Annotated in this window: 16 protein-coding genes; 9 read left to right on the top strand and 7 right to left on the bottom strand. The window is 55.1% G+C overall.

Annotated elements, in window-relative coordinates; genetic code table 11:
- Positions 1-19: 19 nt before the first annotated feature.
- The 3 genes from R2I50_RS00245 to R2I50_RS00235 all read right to left on the bottom strand — a co-directional run bounded on the left by R2I50_RS00245 (position 20) and on the right by R2I50_RS00235 (position 5,487).
- Positions 20-2,371, bottom strand: coding sequence for an alpha-galactosidase (locus tag R2I50_RS00245; RefSeq protein WP_316607048.1), 2,352 nt, complete (start codon positions 2,369-2,371; stop codon positions 20-22).
- Between the two features lie 80 nt (positions 2,372-2,451).
- Positions 2,452-3,867, bottom strand: a complete 1,416-nt coding sequence (locus tag R2I50_RS00240) for an MFS transporter (protein ID WP_316607047.1) — start codon at positions 3,865-3,867, stop codon at positions 2,452-2,454.
- 153 nt (positions 3,868-4,020) lie between these two features.
- A complete protein-coding gene (locus tag R2I50_RS00235) occupies positions 4,021-5,487 on the bottom strand; it encodes a DUF6937 domain-containing protein (RefSeq protein ID WP_316607046.1) in 1,467 nt (488 codons plus the stop codon).
- A 362-nt stretch (positions 5,488-5,849) separates the two neighbouring features.
- On the opposite strand from R2I50_RS00235, the gene R2I50_RS00230 reads away from it, so the two are divergent.
- From R2I50_RS00230 to R2I50_RS00200, 7 genes are all read left to right on the top strand, one after another.
- On the top strand, positions 5,850-6,404 hold the full coding sequence (locus R2I50_RS00230; protein ID WP_316607045.1) for a biotin transporter BioY: 555 nt from the start codon (positions 5,850-5,852) through the stop codon (positions 6,402-6,404).
- On the top strand, positions 6,401-6,778 hold the full coding sequence (locus R2I50_RS00225; protein WP_316607044.1) for a DUF1284 domain-containing protein: 378 nt from the start codon (positions 6,401-6,403) through the stop codon (positions 6,776-6,778). The genes R2I50_RS00230 and R2I50_RS00225 overlap by 4 nt, the downstream gene beginning before the upstream one ends.
- A gap of 6 nt (positions 6,779-6,784) precedes the next feature.
- On the top strand, positions 6,785-7,357 hold the full coding sequence (locus tag R2I50_RS00220; protein ID WP_316607043.1) for a manganese efflux pump MntP family protein: 573 nt from the start codon (positions 6,785-6,787) through the stop codon (positions 7,355-7,357).
- 126 nt (positions 7,358-7,483) lie between these two features.
- Positions 7,484-8,224 carry an IspD/TarI family cytidylyltransferase gene (locus R2I50_RS00215; protein ID WP_316607042.1) on the top strand — a complete coding sequence of 247 codons (741 nt, stop codon included), beginning with the start codon at positions 7,484-7,486 and terminating at the stop codon, positions 8,222-8,224.
- A complete protein-coding gene (locus tag R2I50_RS00210; protein WP_316607041.1) occupies positions 8,214-9,287 on the top strand; it encodes an NAD-dependent epimerase/dehydratase family protein in 1,074 nt (357 codons plus the stop codon). The genes R2I50_RS00215 and R2I50_RS00210 overlap by 11 nt, the downstream gene beginning before the upstream one ends.
- 85 nt (positions 9,288-9,372) lie before the next feature.
- A complete protein-coding gene (locus tag R2I50_RS00205) occupies positions 9,373-11,082 on the top strand; it encodes a CDP-glycerol glycerophosphotransferase family protein (RefSeq protein ID WP_316607040.1) in 1,710 nt (569 codons plus the stop codon).
- 186 nt (positions 11,083-11,268) lie between these two features.
- Complete coding sequence (locus R2I50_RS00200) at positions 11,269-12,432, top strand: InlB B-repeat-containing protein (protein WP_316607039.1); 1,164 nt, start codon at positions 11,269-11,271, stop codon at positions 12,430-12,432.
- 103 nt (positions 12,433-12,535) lie between these two features.
- Here R2I50_RS00200 and R2I50_RS00195 read toward each other — a convergent pair whose 3' ends face one another.
- Positions 12,536-13,333: an SDR family oxidoreductase gene (locus tag R2I50_RS00195; protein ID WP_316607038.1), complete on the bottom strand. Its 798-nt coding sequence runs from the start codon at positions 13,331-13,333 to the stop codon at positions 12,536-12,538.
- Complete coding sequence (locus tag R2I50_RS00190; RefSeq protein ID WP_316607037.1) at positions 13,330-14,505, bottom strand: pyridoxal phosphate-dependent aminotransferase family protein; 1,176 nt, start codon at positions 14,503-14,505, stop codon at positions 13,330-13,332. The genes R2I50_RS00195 and R2I50_RS00190 overlap by 4 nt, the downstream gene beginning before the upstream one ends.
- Positions 14,506-14,658: 153 nt before the next feature.
- Here R2I50_RS00190 and R2I50_RS00185 point away from each other — a divergent pair, with 153 nt between their 5' ends.
- The gene (locus tag R2I50_RS00185) at positions 14,659-15,375 is read left to right on the top strand and encodes an acyl-ACP thioesterase domain-containing protein (protein ID WP_316607036.1); all 717 of its coding nucleotides are present in this window, start codon (positions 14,659-14,661) and stop codon (positions 15,373-15,375) included.
- 59 nt (positions 15,376-15,434) lie between these two features.
- Here the strand turns inward: R2I50_RS00185 and R2I50_RS00180 are convergent, their stop codons facing one another.
- Together R2I50_RS00180 and R2I50_RS00175 are read right to left on the bottom strand one after the other, a co-directional pair.
- Positions 15,435-15,902: an rRNA maturation RNAse YbeY gene (locus R2I50_RS00180; RefSeq protein ID WP_316607035.1), complete on the bottom strand. Its 468-nt coding sequence runs from the start codon at positions 15,900-15,902 to the stop codon at positions 15,435-15,437.
- Between the two features lie 440 nt (positions 15,903-16,342).
- Entirely contained in the window at positions 16,343-17,200 is an 858-nt protein-coding gene (locus R2I50_RS00175) for a DegV family protein (protein WP_316607034.1), read from the bottom strand.
- Between the two features lie 147 nt (positions 17,201-17,347).
- Between R2I50_RS00175 and R2I50_RS00170 the strand changes: the two genes are divergently transcribed.
- Positions 17,348-17,836, top strand: coding sequence for an NAD(+) diphosphatase (locus R2I50_RS00170; protein ID WP_316607033.1), 489 nt, complete (start codon positions 17,348-17,350; stop codon positions 17,834-17,836).
- The last annotated feature ends 59 nt before the right edge of the window (positions 17,837-17,895 follow it).

Below are 17,895 nucleotides of genomic sequence, written 5' to 3'. Positions count from 1 at the left end.
TTTGCTGTATTTATAGGTATCAGTCGATCGCTTCGATGAAGTACATGCGCGAGGAGAAGTCGGGGAAGAGGCGGACGTTCTCATTGTAACCGTTGCCGGAGAACTGCTGTCTCAGCGCGACGCCCGCGCCCATGAGGACGGAGCCCTTGGCTGTATAATCCTCGACCTCGCCGCCCATCTTGACGAAGCGGGCGATCAGATTATGGAGAACACCGTCCTGACGGATATGGATCGGCGTCATGGTGTTGATCAGCGAGCCGAAGAGTTTGATGTTCACCTTGCCCGAGATGTTGTGGAAGCGGTAGGTGCGGTCGGGGTCGAGCCCCTTGCATATAAACCGATGGGACTGCAGGTCGGGCTGTACCAGCTCCTGCATGAGCATGCCGACAGCGCGGGATTGATCCTCGCTGACGGCAATCCATTCGTGATGGTTGCCGCCCGTTCGGATGCGGTGCATATCGCCGTACTGGAGCACATCGCGCCAAACCTTGTAGAGTGTGATCTGCAGGCGTACATGCTCCTTGTCGTCGGAGCTCAGGTCGCCTACGTTCAGCTCGTAGCCCAGTGCGCCGAAGGACGCGATATTGAAGCGGGTCTCGAGCGGGGTAGAGCGGAGGGTCTGGTGATTCGGACATGCCGAGACATGCGCCGCGACGCAGCATTGCGGATAGCCGTAGCTGTAGCCCTCCTGGATATGGGAGCGGCAGAGCGCGTCGGTGTTGTCGGAGCCCCAGATCTGCGGGAAGTAGCTGAGGATACCGAGGTCAAAGCGGCATCCGCCCGAGGCGCAGCCCTCAAAGAGGATATGCGGGAATCGTTCGGTCAGCGCCTTCATCACCTTGTAAAGACCCAGCATGTAGCGGTGGGCGGTCTCGCCCTGTCGCTTCGGCGGCAGATACGGCGAGAATACGTCGGAGAAGATGCGGTTCATATCCCATTTGACATAGGTGATATCACCTGCGGAAAAGACCTCGCTCATTTTCTCGATCATCCAGTCGGATACGGCGGGATTGCTCAGGTCGAGGATGCGCTGGTGTCTGCCCTCGCTGTGGAGCTTGCCGGGGATCGCCATCGCCCAGTCGGGGTGGGCTTCATAGAGGCGGGAGTTCACGTTGACCATCTCCGGCTCGACCCAGAGACCGAAGCCGATCCCGAGGTCGGTGACCTTTTTCGCGAGGCGCTTGAGTCCGCCGGGGAGCTTCTTCGGATTATAATCCCAGTCGCCGAGTGCGCGGAAATCGTCGTTGCGGTCGCCGAACCATCCGTCATCCATGACGAACAGCTCAATACCGAGATCCTTGCCCGCTTTCGCAAGCGAAACAAGACTGTTCTCGGTGATATTGAAGTAGGACGCCTCCCATGAGTTGAGCAGAACGGGGCGTTCCTTATGCGCCCATTCGCCGCGCAGGATATGCTCGCGGACGAAGCGGTGCATGTTGCGGCTCTGGGCGCCGAAGCCGCGGTCGGTATAGGTCATGACCGCCTCGGGCGCTTCAAAGTTCTCGCCTTCTTCGAGCAGCCAGCGGAAGCCCGCGGGATTCACGCCCTGTACGACGCGGGTCTTGAAAAACGCGCTGACCTCCGCCGAGGCATAGTGATTGCCGCTGTAGATCAGGTTGAAGCCGTAGACCGCGCCGATGTCCTCGCTCGTATCGGGACGATGGAGCATGAAGAAGGGATTCGTGCGGTTCGAGGAGCAGCCCGTGCGACTCTCGATGATGTACTTGCCTCGGTTGGGTACGACGGTGGACTTATCCATCTCACGTGCCCATGCGCCGTGGAACGCGGTGACTGCCCATCCGTGATCGGGCAGATCCAGCTGTACGGACATCATCCGCTCGACCTCGACAGGCTCGGCGCCGTGATTAGTCAGCTTGGCAGATCGGGTGATCACGTCACAGTCGGGATATACATAGTAGTGCAGCTGAAGCGCCAAATCTTCATCGGAAAGGTTCAGCGTAAGGTGCTCGACCTTTCCGTCTGCGCTGTAGGAGCCGGGGAGCGAGTCGAACGCCGGCTTTACGTCGGTGATCTCATAGCCCTGATAGAGAAAATCGGTGGTGCGGGAGCCGTCCGCGCGAACGATCTCGAGGAAGGGCTCGCGCACGTCGCCGTGACCCTCGCCCGAGCACTCGAGGCAGATATCCTCCAGCGAGGTCGTATTGTGCTCTTCGGAATAGACGATCACGTTGCCGGGCTCGAACTCGCGCTTCTGACTGAGAGCAAAGAGATCATCGAGCGAATCTGCGTCTATACGGGAACCGTAATAAAGGTGCTCGGGATGCCCCGAGGGCAGGATCGAGATCACGTAGGCGGTATTTTCGGTCTGCAGGAGAAAGGCATCCCGCTCGCCGGTTAGTTTTTTGATCATATTATCACCATTTATAAAAGTGTCAATGTAAGGAAACGGCGAAGCCGATTGGCTGGCAATCACTGCCGGGTATTAATGATTTATTTGTTCTTTTTGTCGATCGTAGCCATGATCTTCTTTTCATTATAGAAGCTGAGGATGACCGCTCCGAGTACGCAGAACGCGACCGCGACCCATCCGACGATCGTCATACCGGTGACGGAAGCGGTAATGTCGTTACTGTTGGTGTTCTGAGTGGTGCCGATGATCGCGAGCGAGGTGAATACCAGCATCGCCAGCGACTGCCCGAACTTCATCGCGAAGGTACGCGCCGCAAAGAACATGCCCTCGCGGTTCTCGCCGGTCTCGATACCGTCAGCCTCGGCAACGTCGGCGACGATAGACTGAGGAATGATGCCGAGCAGCGCCATCGGGAAAGCCGCGATCACGCAGATCAGGATACCGAAGATCATACCGGGGATGGAGCTGTTGCCGTGCTCAGCGGTACCGAGGATACCGATCAGCGCTGCGATGACGTAGGCGAGCGCAAGGCCGAGGAAGCCTGCGATGACCAGCTTCTTCTTACCGAACTTCTTGACCATCTTGGATACGAAGGGATAGAAGCACGCCGAAAGTACGGTCATGCCGCCGAGGAAATACATGGTGAATGCCTCGCTGATATTCATGGAGACCTTGACGAAGAACGGCAGACCCGTCTGGAAGAGGGTCAGACCGACCCAGTACATGATGTCGGAGCCGACAAAGGTACGGAAGCTCTTGTTCTTAAAGGTAGCGCCCAGCGACTTGAGCATATTGACGTTGGAGGGCTTGGTATCGACAAATTCCTTCTCGTTGAGGCAGAAGGTGGGGATCAGCATGCAAATGCAGGAGATGACCGCCAGCACGATGAAGCAGATGCGGTAGCTCCACGCAAAGCCCACGCTGCCGCGCAGAAAGCCCGCGAAGACGAAGGGGGTGTAAGCGAGCATCGTGCCGGCGAAGAAGGTCAGCGAGATCGCGGTAGAGATATACATACGGTCGTCCTGGGTCTTGCCGAATTCGGAGATCAGGGCGTTATAAGGCGTGCAGTACATGGTCATAAACAGGTAGAACAGGACGATGAATACCGAGATCCACGCGATGTTCCAGCCGCTGATCATGTTTACGGGAGCACAGAACAGCAGAACGGTCACAACAGAAAGCGGGATCGCCGCGTACTGCATGAAGGGGATACGTCTGCCGCGCTTGTTGGTGCTGCGGTCGGACATCGATGCGATCCACGGGTCGGTCACCGCGTCGAATACACGCGACAGCGCGGTGATCAGTCCCAACACAGTCAAGAAGCCGCCGATCACCAGACCGGGGGTGATGTACTGGATCGCGCCGTTCTCACTGATATCCGCCTGCGTCGGCAGATAGAAGGTGACGAACCACGCGCTGATGATGCCGCTGAGGGTCGACCATCCGAGCTGACCGACAGCGAAGATTCTCATTTGTTTCTTGGTTAAGCGTTTCATGTTTTTCCTCCGAAAAATGTTTTTGCTGTTTCTGCGGAACTGCCGCATATCGTGTTTGTTATTACGAGGACTAGGGGAGAAGCGTTTCCGGCGAGGAAGCCGATAAAAAGGTCAAATTCCTACCCTTACCATGAGCGGCAATACGCCGATCGTTTACTGATTCTTCTTATTCATGGCGAGCTTGACTACCTCGTAGGCGCCGTCGTAGAGCCCCGCGATTTTGTTCGCCTTGATACGGTCGCACATGTACTTTAAGGTGTCCTCCTCCTCGAGGAAGAGCTTCACCATCTGCAAGGTGTGCGGGATATCCTCGCACTCGAGCGTGCCGTCGCCCATCTCGGCGGAGTGGATCGCGCCCCACTTCTCATGGCCGCCGATACGCTTCAGGAACAGCTTCGGAACGGGATAGAACGCAAGCTCCGAGGGCTTGGTCAGCAGCACGTCACAGGAACGCATGAGAAGGTTCGTGCAATATACCGCCTCAAAGATGTTCTCGTGCCAGAAGGCGTGTACGCCCTCGACAGCGCCGTCAAGCGCCTCCTGAGCGAAGCGGTTGGTGTCGTCCCAGTCGTTGAAGTGGGTGGTGGAGAGCGCATCAAGACCGCTGATCTCGCCGACCAGCTCATCCCATACCGCACGGTAGTCGCCGACGTTGACGTACAGCGCCGCCTTCTTCGCCTTGACGGCGGGGAGTAGGTATTTGATGACCGCGGCGAATAGCTCGCGCTGAGCGCCCGCGCCGCCGATGGTCAACAGGAAGCGCATCGGTTCGCCGTTCTTCTTGCGGTTCATGCGCTCGTCGCAGTCGCGCTCGATATTCGCGACCAGCTCGTGGTCGATATAGTGTCCGGTATAGACCAGATCCCCGGCGGGCATGGGGTTGAGGATCTCTTTCTTTTTAAAGCCGTTGAGGATACGGTAGCCCATATAGCTCTGGTGGGTCTGGATAGTGTGGGTCGCGCCCTCGGCGAGATGCAGCGCCATCGGCCAGTTATCGGGGATCGCGTTGACGACGTACTTCATCCCCGCGTGGATCGCCGCCTGAGCCGGCCATACGTGGGTGCCGATCAGCGGGATATCCTTCGGGACGCTGTGGAACACCGGCGCCATCAGCTCGGCGTTCTTCTGGTCGGCGGCATTGTAGGAAAGCTGTCTGAAGCCTTCATAGTTCATCGGCTCCCATACGAGCTTGTTGAAGAGCTTGATCTTCTGGCTCAGGCGTGAGCCGAGACTGTACAGATCGTTCTGCGCGCCGATAACCTTGGTGCAGGTGGTATCCTTGTAGGAGTTGAGGTCCATCCAGTAGGGAGTGTAACCCAGCGCGTGAGCGGCGGACGCCATGGCGATGGAGATACGGTAGTGACCGAAGCCCATACGGATGTTGCCGACGATGATGCCTTTCTCGGTATCGAAGGGGATCTCGCTCTCGCCCTCGTTGACGCGGATATCCATAACGCCTAAGGGCGCATGCAGGGTCGCGTTCTCAACGACCTTGGCTGCGTAGGGCTTCTTGCTGTCGTCGCCGTATTTTTTCAGATATTTCTTTTTGCTCTGCAGCGCCTTTTTATAGTCCTTTGCGCTCATTTGATTGCCGAAGATGATCTTGCTTTTTTCTGCCATATTGCTGCCTCCTCGCAGATGGGGAAAGAGAAAATCAGGGCGGAAACTTTCACACTTTCATTCGTTAATGTGTGAAAAACGCACGGATTTCTCCATTGAAATTTTATACATATTAAATAATAACACAGAAGGTCGAAAAAGACAATTCGCTTTATGGATAGTTTTTGTCGGCTTTTCTATTAATAATACACAAAAAGCTTCGATACACATGTCTTTAACGGCAGTGAAATCATCGCGTCGGGCTTTGAGCTTATTCGCAATGCTGCTGATGTAAGGAGCAATGTGGCAGGTAATTGTTTCATTGACTTTATTACCTCTATAGAGTATAATTATCCTTGATATTTTGGAAAGAGGTATGGTTTATGTCTGCAAATTCCCATGACAACAACAAACCGCGTACAGCGGTCAAGGATATGGTCTTTACCGCTATGTTTGCCGCGCTGATCGCGGTATGCTCGATCATCAGTATCCCCATCGGCGAGGTGCCCGTCACCCTCCAGACCTTTGCGATTTGTCTGACCGCCGCGATGCTCGGATGGAAGCGCGGAACGCTCGCTGTTTTTATTTATATTCTGCTCGGTGCGATCGGCGTGCCCGTATTCGCCGGGATGTCCGGCGGTATCGGAATCCTTGCGGGTCCTACCGGAGGCTATATCATCGGCTTTATCCTCACCTCCCTGATCGTCGGCTTCGCGGCTGATCGTTGGGCGCGTAAGGCGCTCCCGCTCGCGATCTCGATGGTCGCGGGCGTACTCGCGTGTTATGTGACGGGTACGATCTGGTTCATGGTCGTGACCGGCATGGGACTTGTCGAATCCCTCATGCTCTGCGTGGTGCCGTTCCTTCTCTTTGACGCGGCGAAGATCGCTTTGGCGGTGCTTCTGTCGAACCGCCTGTCTAAGGTCGTCAACCTGTGAGTGAGTTGAAGCTGCGCCCTCATCACGTGTTGTGTATGCTGTTTTATGAGGGTAAGGGGTATAATGAGGACTTTGTCCGTCATATGGATGAAGTGTGCGGCGCGCCGGTCGACGACCTGCGCGTCTTTTTGACCGGGGGCTGTGATGAGATCTGCGCTGCCTGTCCCCACAGGCTCGGTGATCGTTGCGATCATGATGAGAAGGTCTCGGCAATCGACCGAAGAACGCTTGAGCGTATGGGGCTGACCGTCCCCGCGGAAATCGATTGGCGGGAGCTGTCGACGCTTGCGAACGAACGGATCATCCGCGCGGGAAAGCTGCGGGAGGTCTGCCGAGACTGTCAGTGGATAACGATTTGTGATAAAGAGAGCTGATTAACCATGTGGTTATTCGTCTTCAACTCAATATTGCTCGGCGTAGGTTTGGCGATGGATGCTTTCTCGGTTTCGATCGCGAACGGACTCTCCGAGCCGCGGATGCGTCCCTTGAAGAGCGCAGCCGTAGCGGGCACCTACAGCGTGTTCCAGTTCATGATGCCGATGCTCGGGTGGCTTTTGGTACGCACGGTGGTTTCCTGGTTCGGGGTCATCGAGCGTTTCGTGCCGTATATCGCGCTGATTCTGCTCCTGTATATCGGGATCAAGATGATCGTCGAATGTCTTAGAGGCGGGGAAGAGGAGACTCGCCGCCTGACCTTGGGTGTTCTTTTGGTGCAGGGAGTGGCGACCTCGATCGACGCGCTGTCGGTAGGCTTCACCATTGCCGCGTACGAGCTGCCTATGGCGCTGCTCGCCTCGCTGATCATCGGCGCCGTGACCTTCGCGATCTGTTCGGCGGGACTGTGGATCGGCAGGCGCTTCGGCGGTATCTTCAAGCACGCCGAGGCGGTCGGCGGCGTTATCCTCATCGCCATCGGAATCGAGATCTTTGTGAAAAACGTATTTTTCGGATAACCGTTCTGTTTTAAACAGGGCGGTTATTCGTTTGTTTTGTTGACAGCCCTGCGCCTGTGTGATAATATAATGATGTATGACTATATCCTCTTGTCACGAACAGGATAAGGAAAGGAAATTTCAGTTATGATCACTGCGATGTTATTTGCCGGCGGTAAGGGCGCGCGGATGAAGTCCGTCGACCTGCCCAAGCAGTTTTTAGAGGTCGGCGGCAAGCCGATCATCATCCACACCATGGAGCACTTCGCCTACCATCCTCAGGTCGACCATATCGTCGTCGCCTGTAAGGAGGACTGGATCGACTACCTCGAGGAGTTGATCGAGAAGTTCAACGTCCCCAAGGTCAAGTCTATCGTCCCCGGCGGCGCGAATGGCTTCGACTCCATCCACAACGGCGTTGTCGCGACCCACGAGTTCTCCCGCGATCCCGAGGATCTGATCCTGATCTGTGACGGCGTGCGTCCGATGCTCTCCGAGAAGCTGATCTCCGATTGTATCAGCCATACCAAGGAGCATAAGACCGCCGTACCCGTTACCCCGTCTATCGACAGCCTGCTCTACAGCGAGGACGGCGAGACCTGCGGCAAGAGCTACCAGCGCTCGACCATGTATATCACCCAGGCGCCGCAGGGCTACACGATGGAGCGCATTCTCTGGGCGCACGATCAGGCGTACAAGCGCGGAATCCTCAACCCCGTGTCCTCCAGCGAGCTGTTCATCGAGCTGGGCGAGAAGGTACATATCTTCCTCGGCGAACGCTTCAACATCAAGGTCACGACCCCCGAGGATCTGACCGCCCTGCGTTCCCAGTATTACTATGAGAATTATAAGAAATTTGCGAAGGAGGAGCTGAAATATGGCTTATAAGGTACAGGACTGCGTCAAAAAGAGCATCTATACCAACCTGCTGGATATCGCCGAAGCCCCCATCTCATGGGACAAGCTCAGGGGCAAGACCCTGCTGCTGACCGGTGCGGGCGGCTTCATCGGCTACTATATGACCTGCGGCATTCTGCTGCGCAACGATCTATACGGCGACAACATCAAGGTGCTGGCGCTGGAGCGCTTCGGCGACTTCGCGCGCAAGCGCTTCGGTCATCTTCTCGAACGCGATGACGTCGAGCTGATCGAGCAGGATATCACCGTGCCGATACAGGCGGAGCGTGCAGACTTCGTGATCCATGCCGCCTCACAGGCGAGTAATATCGAGTTCGAGCGAGATCCCGTCGGTACCATCAGCGCAAACCTCGGCGGTACCGTCAACGCGCTGAATTACGCCAAGGACAGCGGCGCTGAGGCGGCGCTCGTCGTATCATCCCTCAAGGTCTACGGCGCGCTGCATACGGGCAAGCCGTATATCGAGGAGGATGATACCGGCTACGTCGACTTTACCTCCTACAAGAGCTGTTATGCCGTCGGAAAGCGCGCCGCCGAGACTATCGCCGCGAGCTATATCAAGGAGTACGGCATGAACGTCCGTATCGTCCGCCCGAGCTATATTTTCGGCGCGAGCCGTCTGGATGACGACCGTGTATGGGCGCAGTTCATCGCGAATATCGTACGCGGTCAGGATATCCTCTTGAAGAGCAACGGCGCGACCAACCGCTCCTTCTGCTACGTGACCGATACCGTTACCGCTATGCTGCACGTTCTGCTCGACGGCGAGAACGGTGTGCCTTATAATATCAGTAACGAAGCCTCCAACACCACCATCCGCGGCTTTGCGCAGGCGGCTTGCGAAGTGTTCCCCGAGCGCAACATGAAGCTCGCGTTCGCGAATCCCGAGGACGAGATCATGCCCGAGCCTTCGCCGAACGATCCGACCCCCGAGATCATGGATAACAAGCGTATCCGTTCGATCGGCTGGGAGCCGAAGGTCGACCTCAAGGAAGGCATCCGCCGCGCGGTAGCCATTCTGGAGGAAGCTTGATTTTTGCTGAACCGTTCCGACGGTTCATTCATTTGATTATCAGCGCCGCGCGGGTCAGCGATGCGGCGAATTCGGAGATGGTTGTGTGATTTATCTGAAGGACGCCTCATGGGAGAGGATCCACCTGACCCTGACGCTTGACCTCGGTCAATATGCGGAAAAGCCTGAATCTCTTCGCTTCTACCTCGCTGATCTTTCGGGAAAGGTCGAATCGCAGCTTCGGTTCATCGACCGCGACGGGGTGCTTGTCCGTCTCTCTCTGAACGTGACGAACAACGGCATCGACCGCTGTGTGGAGAACGGAACCTACCGCGTCCTCGCCTTTGACGGCGCGGGCGATCCCGTCGCCGTGCTGTATGAGGGCTCGTTCGAGACGCTCTCCCGCTATGGACGGAATTTTGTCTATAACGGTTCAAAGGGCGTTTATTCCGTCAGCTTCATGGTCGATGAGTTTACCGACCTTCCCGAGCTGAGGCTGATCTTTCTGAATACAAAGAGCATACCCGCTGATGAGGGCGACATCTATCGTAAGGCGGGCTTCTCCGCAAGGCTCAAGCGCTTCATCGGGAGAGCCGCCGACAGGGTCAACGTCGCGTTTCAGCGGGCGGTCTATGGCTGCGTGAGGGCATTCCGGTTCCTCAGAAAACCCCACATTCTTTTCCTGTGCGAGAAGAGGGACGTCCTGTCCCCGAATATGCTGGCGGTGTACGACCGTCTGATCGAGCGCGGGATGGATAAACGCTTCAAGATCAAAACCTCCCTGCGTAACACGGAGAGCAGGAGCTATTCCAAGCTGTCTACCGCCGGCATGATCGCGAAGATCGCGAAGGCGGATATCATCCTCGTCGATGACTATGTTCCCGCCTTCAACAGCGTCAGGCTCGCCGACAGCGTCAGGGTGATCCAGCTCTGGCACGCCGGCGCCGGCTTCAAGGGCGTCGGCTACGCGAGATGGGGACACTTCGGCTGTCCCGCTCCCTACTCCGCCCACCGCCGCAATGATTTTGCGATCGCCGACTCAATGGCGATCCGTGAGTTTTTCTCCGAGCCCTTCGGCTTGCTCGAGGAGCAGGTCATCCCCACCGGTATGCCCCGTATGGACGCTTATCTTGACGAGGCTAATCGCAAGAAAACGGAGCAGGCGCTTTATGAGAGCTATCCCGACTTTAAGGAAAAGCGTGTCATCCTCTTCGCGCCGACCTATCGCGGGAGAAACCGCAAGACGGCGTATTATCCATACGAGCTGATCGATTTTGAGGCGCTGTACCGTTATTGCGAGGATACAGACTCCGTGGTGCTGTTCAAGATGCATCCGTGGGTACCCGGCGAGGTGGAGATCGCACCGCGATACCGCGACCGTTTCTTCTCTATGAACGTCTATCCAAACATCAACGACCTGTTCTATATCACCGATCTGTTGATCACCGACTATTCGTCGTGCATCTATGAGTTTATGCTGATGAAGAAGCCGATGCTGTTCTTCGCCTTTGATCGGGAGCGGTATTCCGTTTCCCGCGGGTTCCACCGCGACTATGCCTCCAATATCCCCGGAAAGCTGTGTACGACCTTCGACGAGGTGCTCCGTGCGATGCGCGAGGAGGACTACGAGTTCGATAAAGTCGAGCGTATGCTTCCGCAGTATTTCGATCATGCCGATACCGGAAGCTGTGACCGCGTTATCGACTGGCTGGTGCTCGGTGAACTTCCCAAGGAGTATGCAGACGCTTTGCGGAAGCGCCGCGAAGAAATTTCGAAGGCACGGACGCTGAAGTTCCCGCCCGTATCTTCCGTGTAAGATCATCTGCTATTGATAAAAAGTTAACACATTGAATTTGTATAACCGCCTTGCTTTTTGCAGGCGGTTATGTTAGTATTAAGGCAGCAAATATCCGCACGCTTTTTCGCCTGACCGACAACTGTTGTATGTACGAAAAGCCGCGGGTTTTCTGTTATCTGCAATTTTTACCAAGGGGGAGTTAAAATGAAAAGGATCCTGTCCGTGATACTATGCGTGATGCTGTTGATGACCGCTTCTGTACAGGGGTTCGCCGCGACGGTCGATATCGCTGCTTCGGGTGATGATTATGTGTACATCGATATCTACCTGTATCCCGACTCGGAGAGTCCGGTCGCCGGCGCGCAGTATAAGCGGGGTGATGTACCGACCCGTCCTGCTGACCCCGGACGTGAGAACATGGCTTTTATTGACTGGTACACATCTCCGGCGTTTACGACCCGCTTTGATTTCAGTGTACCTCTGTATGAAGATACGGCGATTTATGCGCGCTTTGTCCCGAAAGACCGGGTGATCGGCGTGAATGTGTTTGAGGCTCCCGACGCTCCGGAGCCGACCTTCGGATATTTGCTTGCAAAGGGTGATTATGCCGAGTATCAGGGTGAGCCCGACGTCCCCGACGGGATGACGTTCCTCGGCTGGTATTCCGATCGTGAGCTGACGCAGGAATTCGATTTTTCACAGCCGGTGTATGATTATGTGAGCCTGTTCCCGCGTATCGCGGCGGACGAGAATATCATCTATGGTGAACTGTACCTCTACGCTGACAGCGAGTTTCCGACCTCCGGCTTTGCTCTTGAAAAGGGCGATCTTTGTCCTGTTCCCGCCGATCCCGGCAGGGAGGACGAGGCGTTCGTCGGCTGGTACACCGACCGCGCGCTGACAGAGCCCATGGATTTTACCAAGCCCATGTACAGCGACTTTGCGCTTTTCCCGAAATTTGAGAAGATCCATCACCATGATCTTGTGATGGTGGATATCATTCGGGCTACCGATACATGCGACGGCTGCAAGGCGCACCTGGAATGTACGACCTGCGGCAAGTGGTTCGAGCCCATCTACACCGCGCTGGTCGAGATCGAGGATCACGATTCACTGATTGTCCCCGCGAGAGGTCCCTATCTGCTCGGCGATGTGGACGGTGACGGTGAGGTGGATGTTTCCGATGTGACGAAGCTGCAGCGCTATCTCAGCGAGATCAAGCTCAGCGGAGGCTTCTGCCGCGGAGCGGCTGATGTGGATGAAGACGAGGAGATCTCTGCTATTGACTGTGCCTTTATCCAGCGCTACAACGCTTTGATACCTACGCCGTGTGCTATCGGAGAGCCGGTAGTTCCGTCGATTAAGTAAGCATAGATCAAAAAAAGCACTTCTGACCGAAATCAGAAGTGCTTTTTTGACGTCGTTGTGCGGGAAAATTGTATGAGCCCGCGAAGATCAATATAATAGATCGTTATTTAGAGTAGATCATGCCGACGAGGTAGTTGCTCAGACGGCGGGGGAGGAGCTTTGTGAGGATCGAGATCGCCTTGTAGCTGATCCCGATTGCCTTCATGGGACGGGTACGCTTCTTCATCGCGAGCTTTGCGATGTATCTCCCTGCCTTGTCGGGGCTCATGCCGCCGCGCTCGTCCTTTTCCATCGTTGCGACCGATCTTTCGATCCGTCCGCTGTAGATTTCGTTGCCGCTGTCGGATTTTTTTCTCGCGTCGGTAAAGCCGGTGGCGATATCCCCGGGCATCACCGCACATACGCTGATCCCGTAGGGGCGGACTTCATTTTGCAGAGCAAGCACATAGGCGTTGATTGCTGCCTTGCTCACGCTGTACCACAGCTGGAAGGGGATCGGCAGGATACCCGCGATCGAGCTGACGCTGACGATACGTCCGCTTTTTCTCTCGCGCATATAGGGGAGGACCGCTCGGGTGACGTTGTCCATGCCGTGAAGATTCAGCTCCAGCTGCGCGTGTGAATCGGCGCTGTCGGTCATCTCGGCAGCGCCCGAGATGCCGTAGCCCGCGTTGTTGACGAGGATATCGATCTTCCCCTCGCGGGAGATGACCTCGCCGATCGCTTTCTTTACCTGCTGTTCGTCGGTGATGTCGGCAGTCAGGTGGCTGACGCCTTCGGGCGGGTTATCTCTGCGGGAGAGCTCGTACACGGTACAGCCCTTTGCAGAGAGCGCCTGAGCGGTCGATCTGCCGATACCGCTGCTGCCGCCGGTGACGACAGCGATTCTATGCTCGGTCATTTCTTTTCAAGCAGAACCTTGGCGATGATCGAGACTGCCTCGTCGATGAGGTCCTCGGTCAGGGTCGCCATGTAGCTGGTACGCAGGAGACACTCGTTCGGCGCGGTCGCGGGGGGCAGAACGGGATTGACGTAAACGCCCGCCTCGTAGACCTCCTTCGCCTTGCGCAGGGTATTCTCCATCGAATAGGTGTAGATGGGTACGATAGGAGTGTTGCTCTCGCGGATCTTCAAGCCCGCCTTGCGCAAGCCGTCTCTCGCGTGGGCGGAGAGGGCGTTCAGCTTTTCAGGCAGCTCGGGATGCGCCTTGAGGTGTCTCAATGCTGTCAGCGCGACCGCACAGCATGCGGGCGGTATGGAAGCTGAGAAGATGAACGGGCGGGAGTTGTGGCGCACATAGTCGCATACCTTGTGGGAAGCCGCCATATAGCCGCCTAAGGAGGCGAGGGACTTCGAGAAGGTACCCATAATGATGTCGACCTTGTCCTCAAGGCCAAAGTAGCTTGCCGTACCTCTGCCGCCTTCACCGATCACGCCTAAGCCGTGCGCGTCGTCGACCATGACTCTCGCGCCGTATTTCTCCGCAAGCTTGCAGATCTCGGGGAGCTTGGCGATATCGCCGCCCATCGAGAATACGCCGTCGGTGACGATCAGGATGCCGGCTGTCTCGGGTATCTTCTGTAGGATCCTTTCGAGATCCGCCATATCGTTGTGCTTGTAGCGCTCCATCTTGCCGTAGCTGAGCTTGCAGCCGTCGTAAATAGAGGCGTGGTTCTCTCGGTCACATACGACGTAGTCGCCTCTGCCGACGATAGCGCTGATAATGCCGAGGTTACTCTGGAAGCCGGTCGAGAAGGTGACCGCCTCGTCCATGTGGACGAACTCGGCGAGCTCCTGCTCGAGCTCCAGATGCATGCGCAAGGTACCGTTGAGGAAGCGTGAGCCCGAGCAGCCGGAGCCGTACTGCTCCAGCGCTTTGATGCCCGCTTCAACGACAGAGGGCTCGGTGGTCAGTCCGAGGTAATTGTTGGAGCCCAGCATGATGCGGCGCTTTCCCTCCATAATGACCTCCACGTCCTGACGGGTCTCCAGTGCGTGAAAGTAGGGGTAGATCCCCATTTGGCGGTATTCATCCGCGAGCGTAAAACGATCGCATTTTTCAAATATGTCCATATATCTTCCCCCATTTTCATCTGATTTGAGTTTGTGCAGAAAAATATACCGCAGAATATTTTACATGATAATTCGCGGTGTGTCAAGAAAAACGCGGTTTTATCATTGATTCCGTCCGTATTTTGTGTTAAAGTATTAACAAGGAGGCGTATTATGAAACTGATCAAAGAGGCGGTCGTACCCGCCAGCATCTGTGATTCCAACGTAAAGCTTGCCGTCAAAGGTACCTTCGATCTGGTACAGGATTACCTGACCGAGATGATGGGCGAGCTGCATATCGACGGCGTAACGCTTCGCCGTGAGTACGGCTGCGTGTGGATCTTCACCCGCAACCGCGTCGAGATCGACCGCGAGCTCGACTGGATGGAGCCATATACCGCTGAGAGCTATATCTCCTCCGCCAAGGGTGCGAAGATGACGGTTGATACCGTATTGAAGGATAGGACGGGCGCGGTCTGCGTCTATTCGCGCATCGAGATGTGCGCGCTGGATCTCAAGACCCAGCGTATCCGCCGCATCCGCGACGTCGGCATCACCTCGGATACCCATGTCGAGTCTCCCGAGCGGGAGATCGCTTTCAGCCGTCTGAAGCACGAAGGACTGACCGATCTCGAGACCCGCGTCGTCAAGTCGGGCGATATCGATTTTGTCCAGCATACCAACAACGTGTCCTACGTGCGCTTCATCATGGATACCTACACGGTCGCCGCGCTGCGTGAGCGCCCTGTAAAGGCTATCGAGGTGCGATACGCGGGACAGACTCATGAGGGCGATATCCTTACGATCCGTAAGGCACAGCAAGACGGACGGGAGCTTTTTGACGTTGTTCTGGGCGATACCGTAGCCGTAGAATGTGAGATCACCCGATAAATGGATTGAATCCGGCGCAAATAAAAACACCCGCTCACTCGCGGGTGTTTTTATTTCAGCTAAAAGCTGCTGTAATCGGCAAGCGGGGGAAATCCCATTTGACCCATTACTGCCGCTTCTTCCTTCATCAAAGCGTTTTTTTTGTTCTGGTCGGTGTAGTAACGACCGAGTAAATTAAAAACGCCGTGAACAGAAGCGTAAACCATGCCCATTTCAAACGGACGATCATAGACCTTAGTGAGCTCTAAAACACGTTCTATCGAGATGATGAGCTCTCCCAAGCTCTCTTCTCCGTCCTGCGACGGAATCGCGATAACCTCAGGCGCCTCAAAGTTACTGGCGCGCTGTGCGCTGTGGGCGTTGAGGATTTCGTTATCCGTAAAGGTGACGGAGATCGTAGTCTGTTTGTCATACAGCTCATGCAACAGAGCGGCATGACAACTGCGTCTGACGAGCATTCGGGTACCCGAAGGGATCTTAATTTTCGACTGGTTATTGTCGATGATAACCTTAAGATTACTTGCCATGTTATCGCCTCCCTTGCTTTGTGTCGATTTATTGTAACATAGAAAAAGAGTTTTGTAAACATTAAACGAAACAGAAATACAATATTTGGCAAAAACTTACATAATTCTGATGTGTTTTTAGATAAATTAACGTCGAAAAAACGCCGTTTTTTCCCATTAATAAGCCATATATCGCGTATGTAAATGTATTAACGTACCCCGTATGCTAAATTTTCTGGGTATTGTTAATATTTTCTATGTTAGTTTATTATCTGTTTTATGTAATATGCACCTGTCGAAATGTCGCATAACCACACCACATAAAGCAAGTTTTCAGATGATCGCGTTTTATGTGTCTTGCTATGAAAAAAACCTGCCGTTTTTGTTGGCAGGTTTTTGGATTCATAATAAAGAGACGTTTAGATCAGCCGGAGGTCTCGTGTTTTGGATTATGTAGCGGTTTATTTCGTCATGAAGAACAGGGCAAAGGTACCCGGTCCGCAGTGAGAGGTAATGACGCACCCCGCGGTAGATACGATAATCTCATCGCAGTCGATCAGCTTCTTGAGCTCTTTCTTATAGTACTTACGATCCTTCTCGCTGATGTCGCAGGTCATGTGCAGAACGATACGGCGCGTGTCGATGACGTCCTTGTATTCGTCCAGACGTTCCTTGAGGAATTTCAGACGGCATGCCTCGTCCTTGCCGCGATACTTCTTCGCAACGCTCATCGCGCCGTCCTTGACGACGATGGTGGGTTTGATGTTCAGCAGATTTGCACCCAGCAGCGATACGCTCGAGCAGCGGCCGCCCTTGTGGAGGAATTCCAGCTGGCTCAGCAGGAAGCCGCCGACGTTCTTCTCGATCAGGTCGCTGACGAGATCGCAGATGCGGTCCGGCTTGAAGCCCATCTCACGGAACTCACACGCTCGGATCGCCAGCAGCGTCATACCGCTCGACAGCACGCGGCTGTCGATCACGTGTACTTTGCCGCCGAATTCCTGTGAGGCGATCACAGCGTTCTGGTAGGTGGAGGACATTTCCGAGCAGAACGCAATATGGATGATCTCCTCAAAGCCCTCGTCAAAGATTTCCTTGAAGAAGTGCAGATAACCGTCGGGTGTTACCGCAGAGGTCGAGGGCAGCTCACCGCGCTCCTTGTAGCGGTTGAGTATATCCTCGGGGGTGATGTCGACGCCGTCCGCATAATCCTCATCGTTATACAGTACATGCAGCGGAGCAACGCGGATATCATATTTTTCAGCGACAGAAGCGGGCATATCCGCTGTGCTGTCGGTAGTAATCATCAGTTTCGTCATATTCTCTCACTCACTTTCCTTCATCACGGTGATTTTACCACGATGACTAGAGCTTGTCAAGCATACTGTTGCGTGCCGGGGATAAATATGTTGCACGTCCGGGATGAATATGTTACTATAACAGAAAGAAACTAACGGAGGGTACGAATGAGTTATTGTGAAGAATGCGGCGCGGAGCTTACTGACCGTTATCTGGAGAACGAGGGGATCATCCCTTACTGCAACACCTGTAAGACATACCGCTTTCCGAAATACAACGTAGCGGTCAGCATCATAACCGTTGACGATGTCAACCGAAAGATTCTGTTGATTAAGCAGTACGGCCGCGACAGCTTCATTCTTGTCGCGGGATATATCAACAAGGGAGAATGTGCCGAGCATGCCGTTGCGCGGGAATTGAAGGAGGAAACAGGATTGACTGCGGGTGAGATACGCTATAACCGCTCCGAGTACTTCGCGCGCAGCAACACCCTGATGCTCAACTTCACCTGTCATATACAGGGAGATCCTACCGTATCTCCGACCGACGAGGTGGACGAGGCACAGTGGCTCGGCTTTGACGAAGCAAGGGCGAATATCCGTCCCGACAGCTTGGCGCAGCGGTTCCTGAACGCTTGGCTGGACGAGCAGAAGTAATCTACGAAGGGCTGTCGCGGCGATTGTCACGACAGCCCTTCATTATATACCAAAAGTTG

Source organism: uncultured Ruminococcus sp. (genome assembly GCA_902785355.1).
In the GTDB taxonomy this organism is placed as follows: Bacteria; Bacillota; Clostridia; order Oscillospirales; family Acutalibacteraceae; genus Ruminococcoides.
This window is presented reverse-complemented; position numbering and strand designations above follow the sequence as displayed.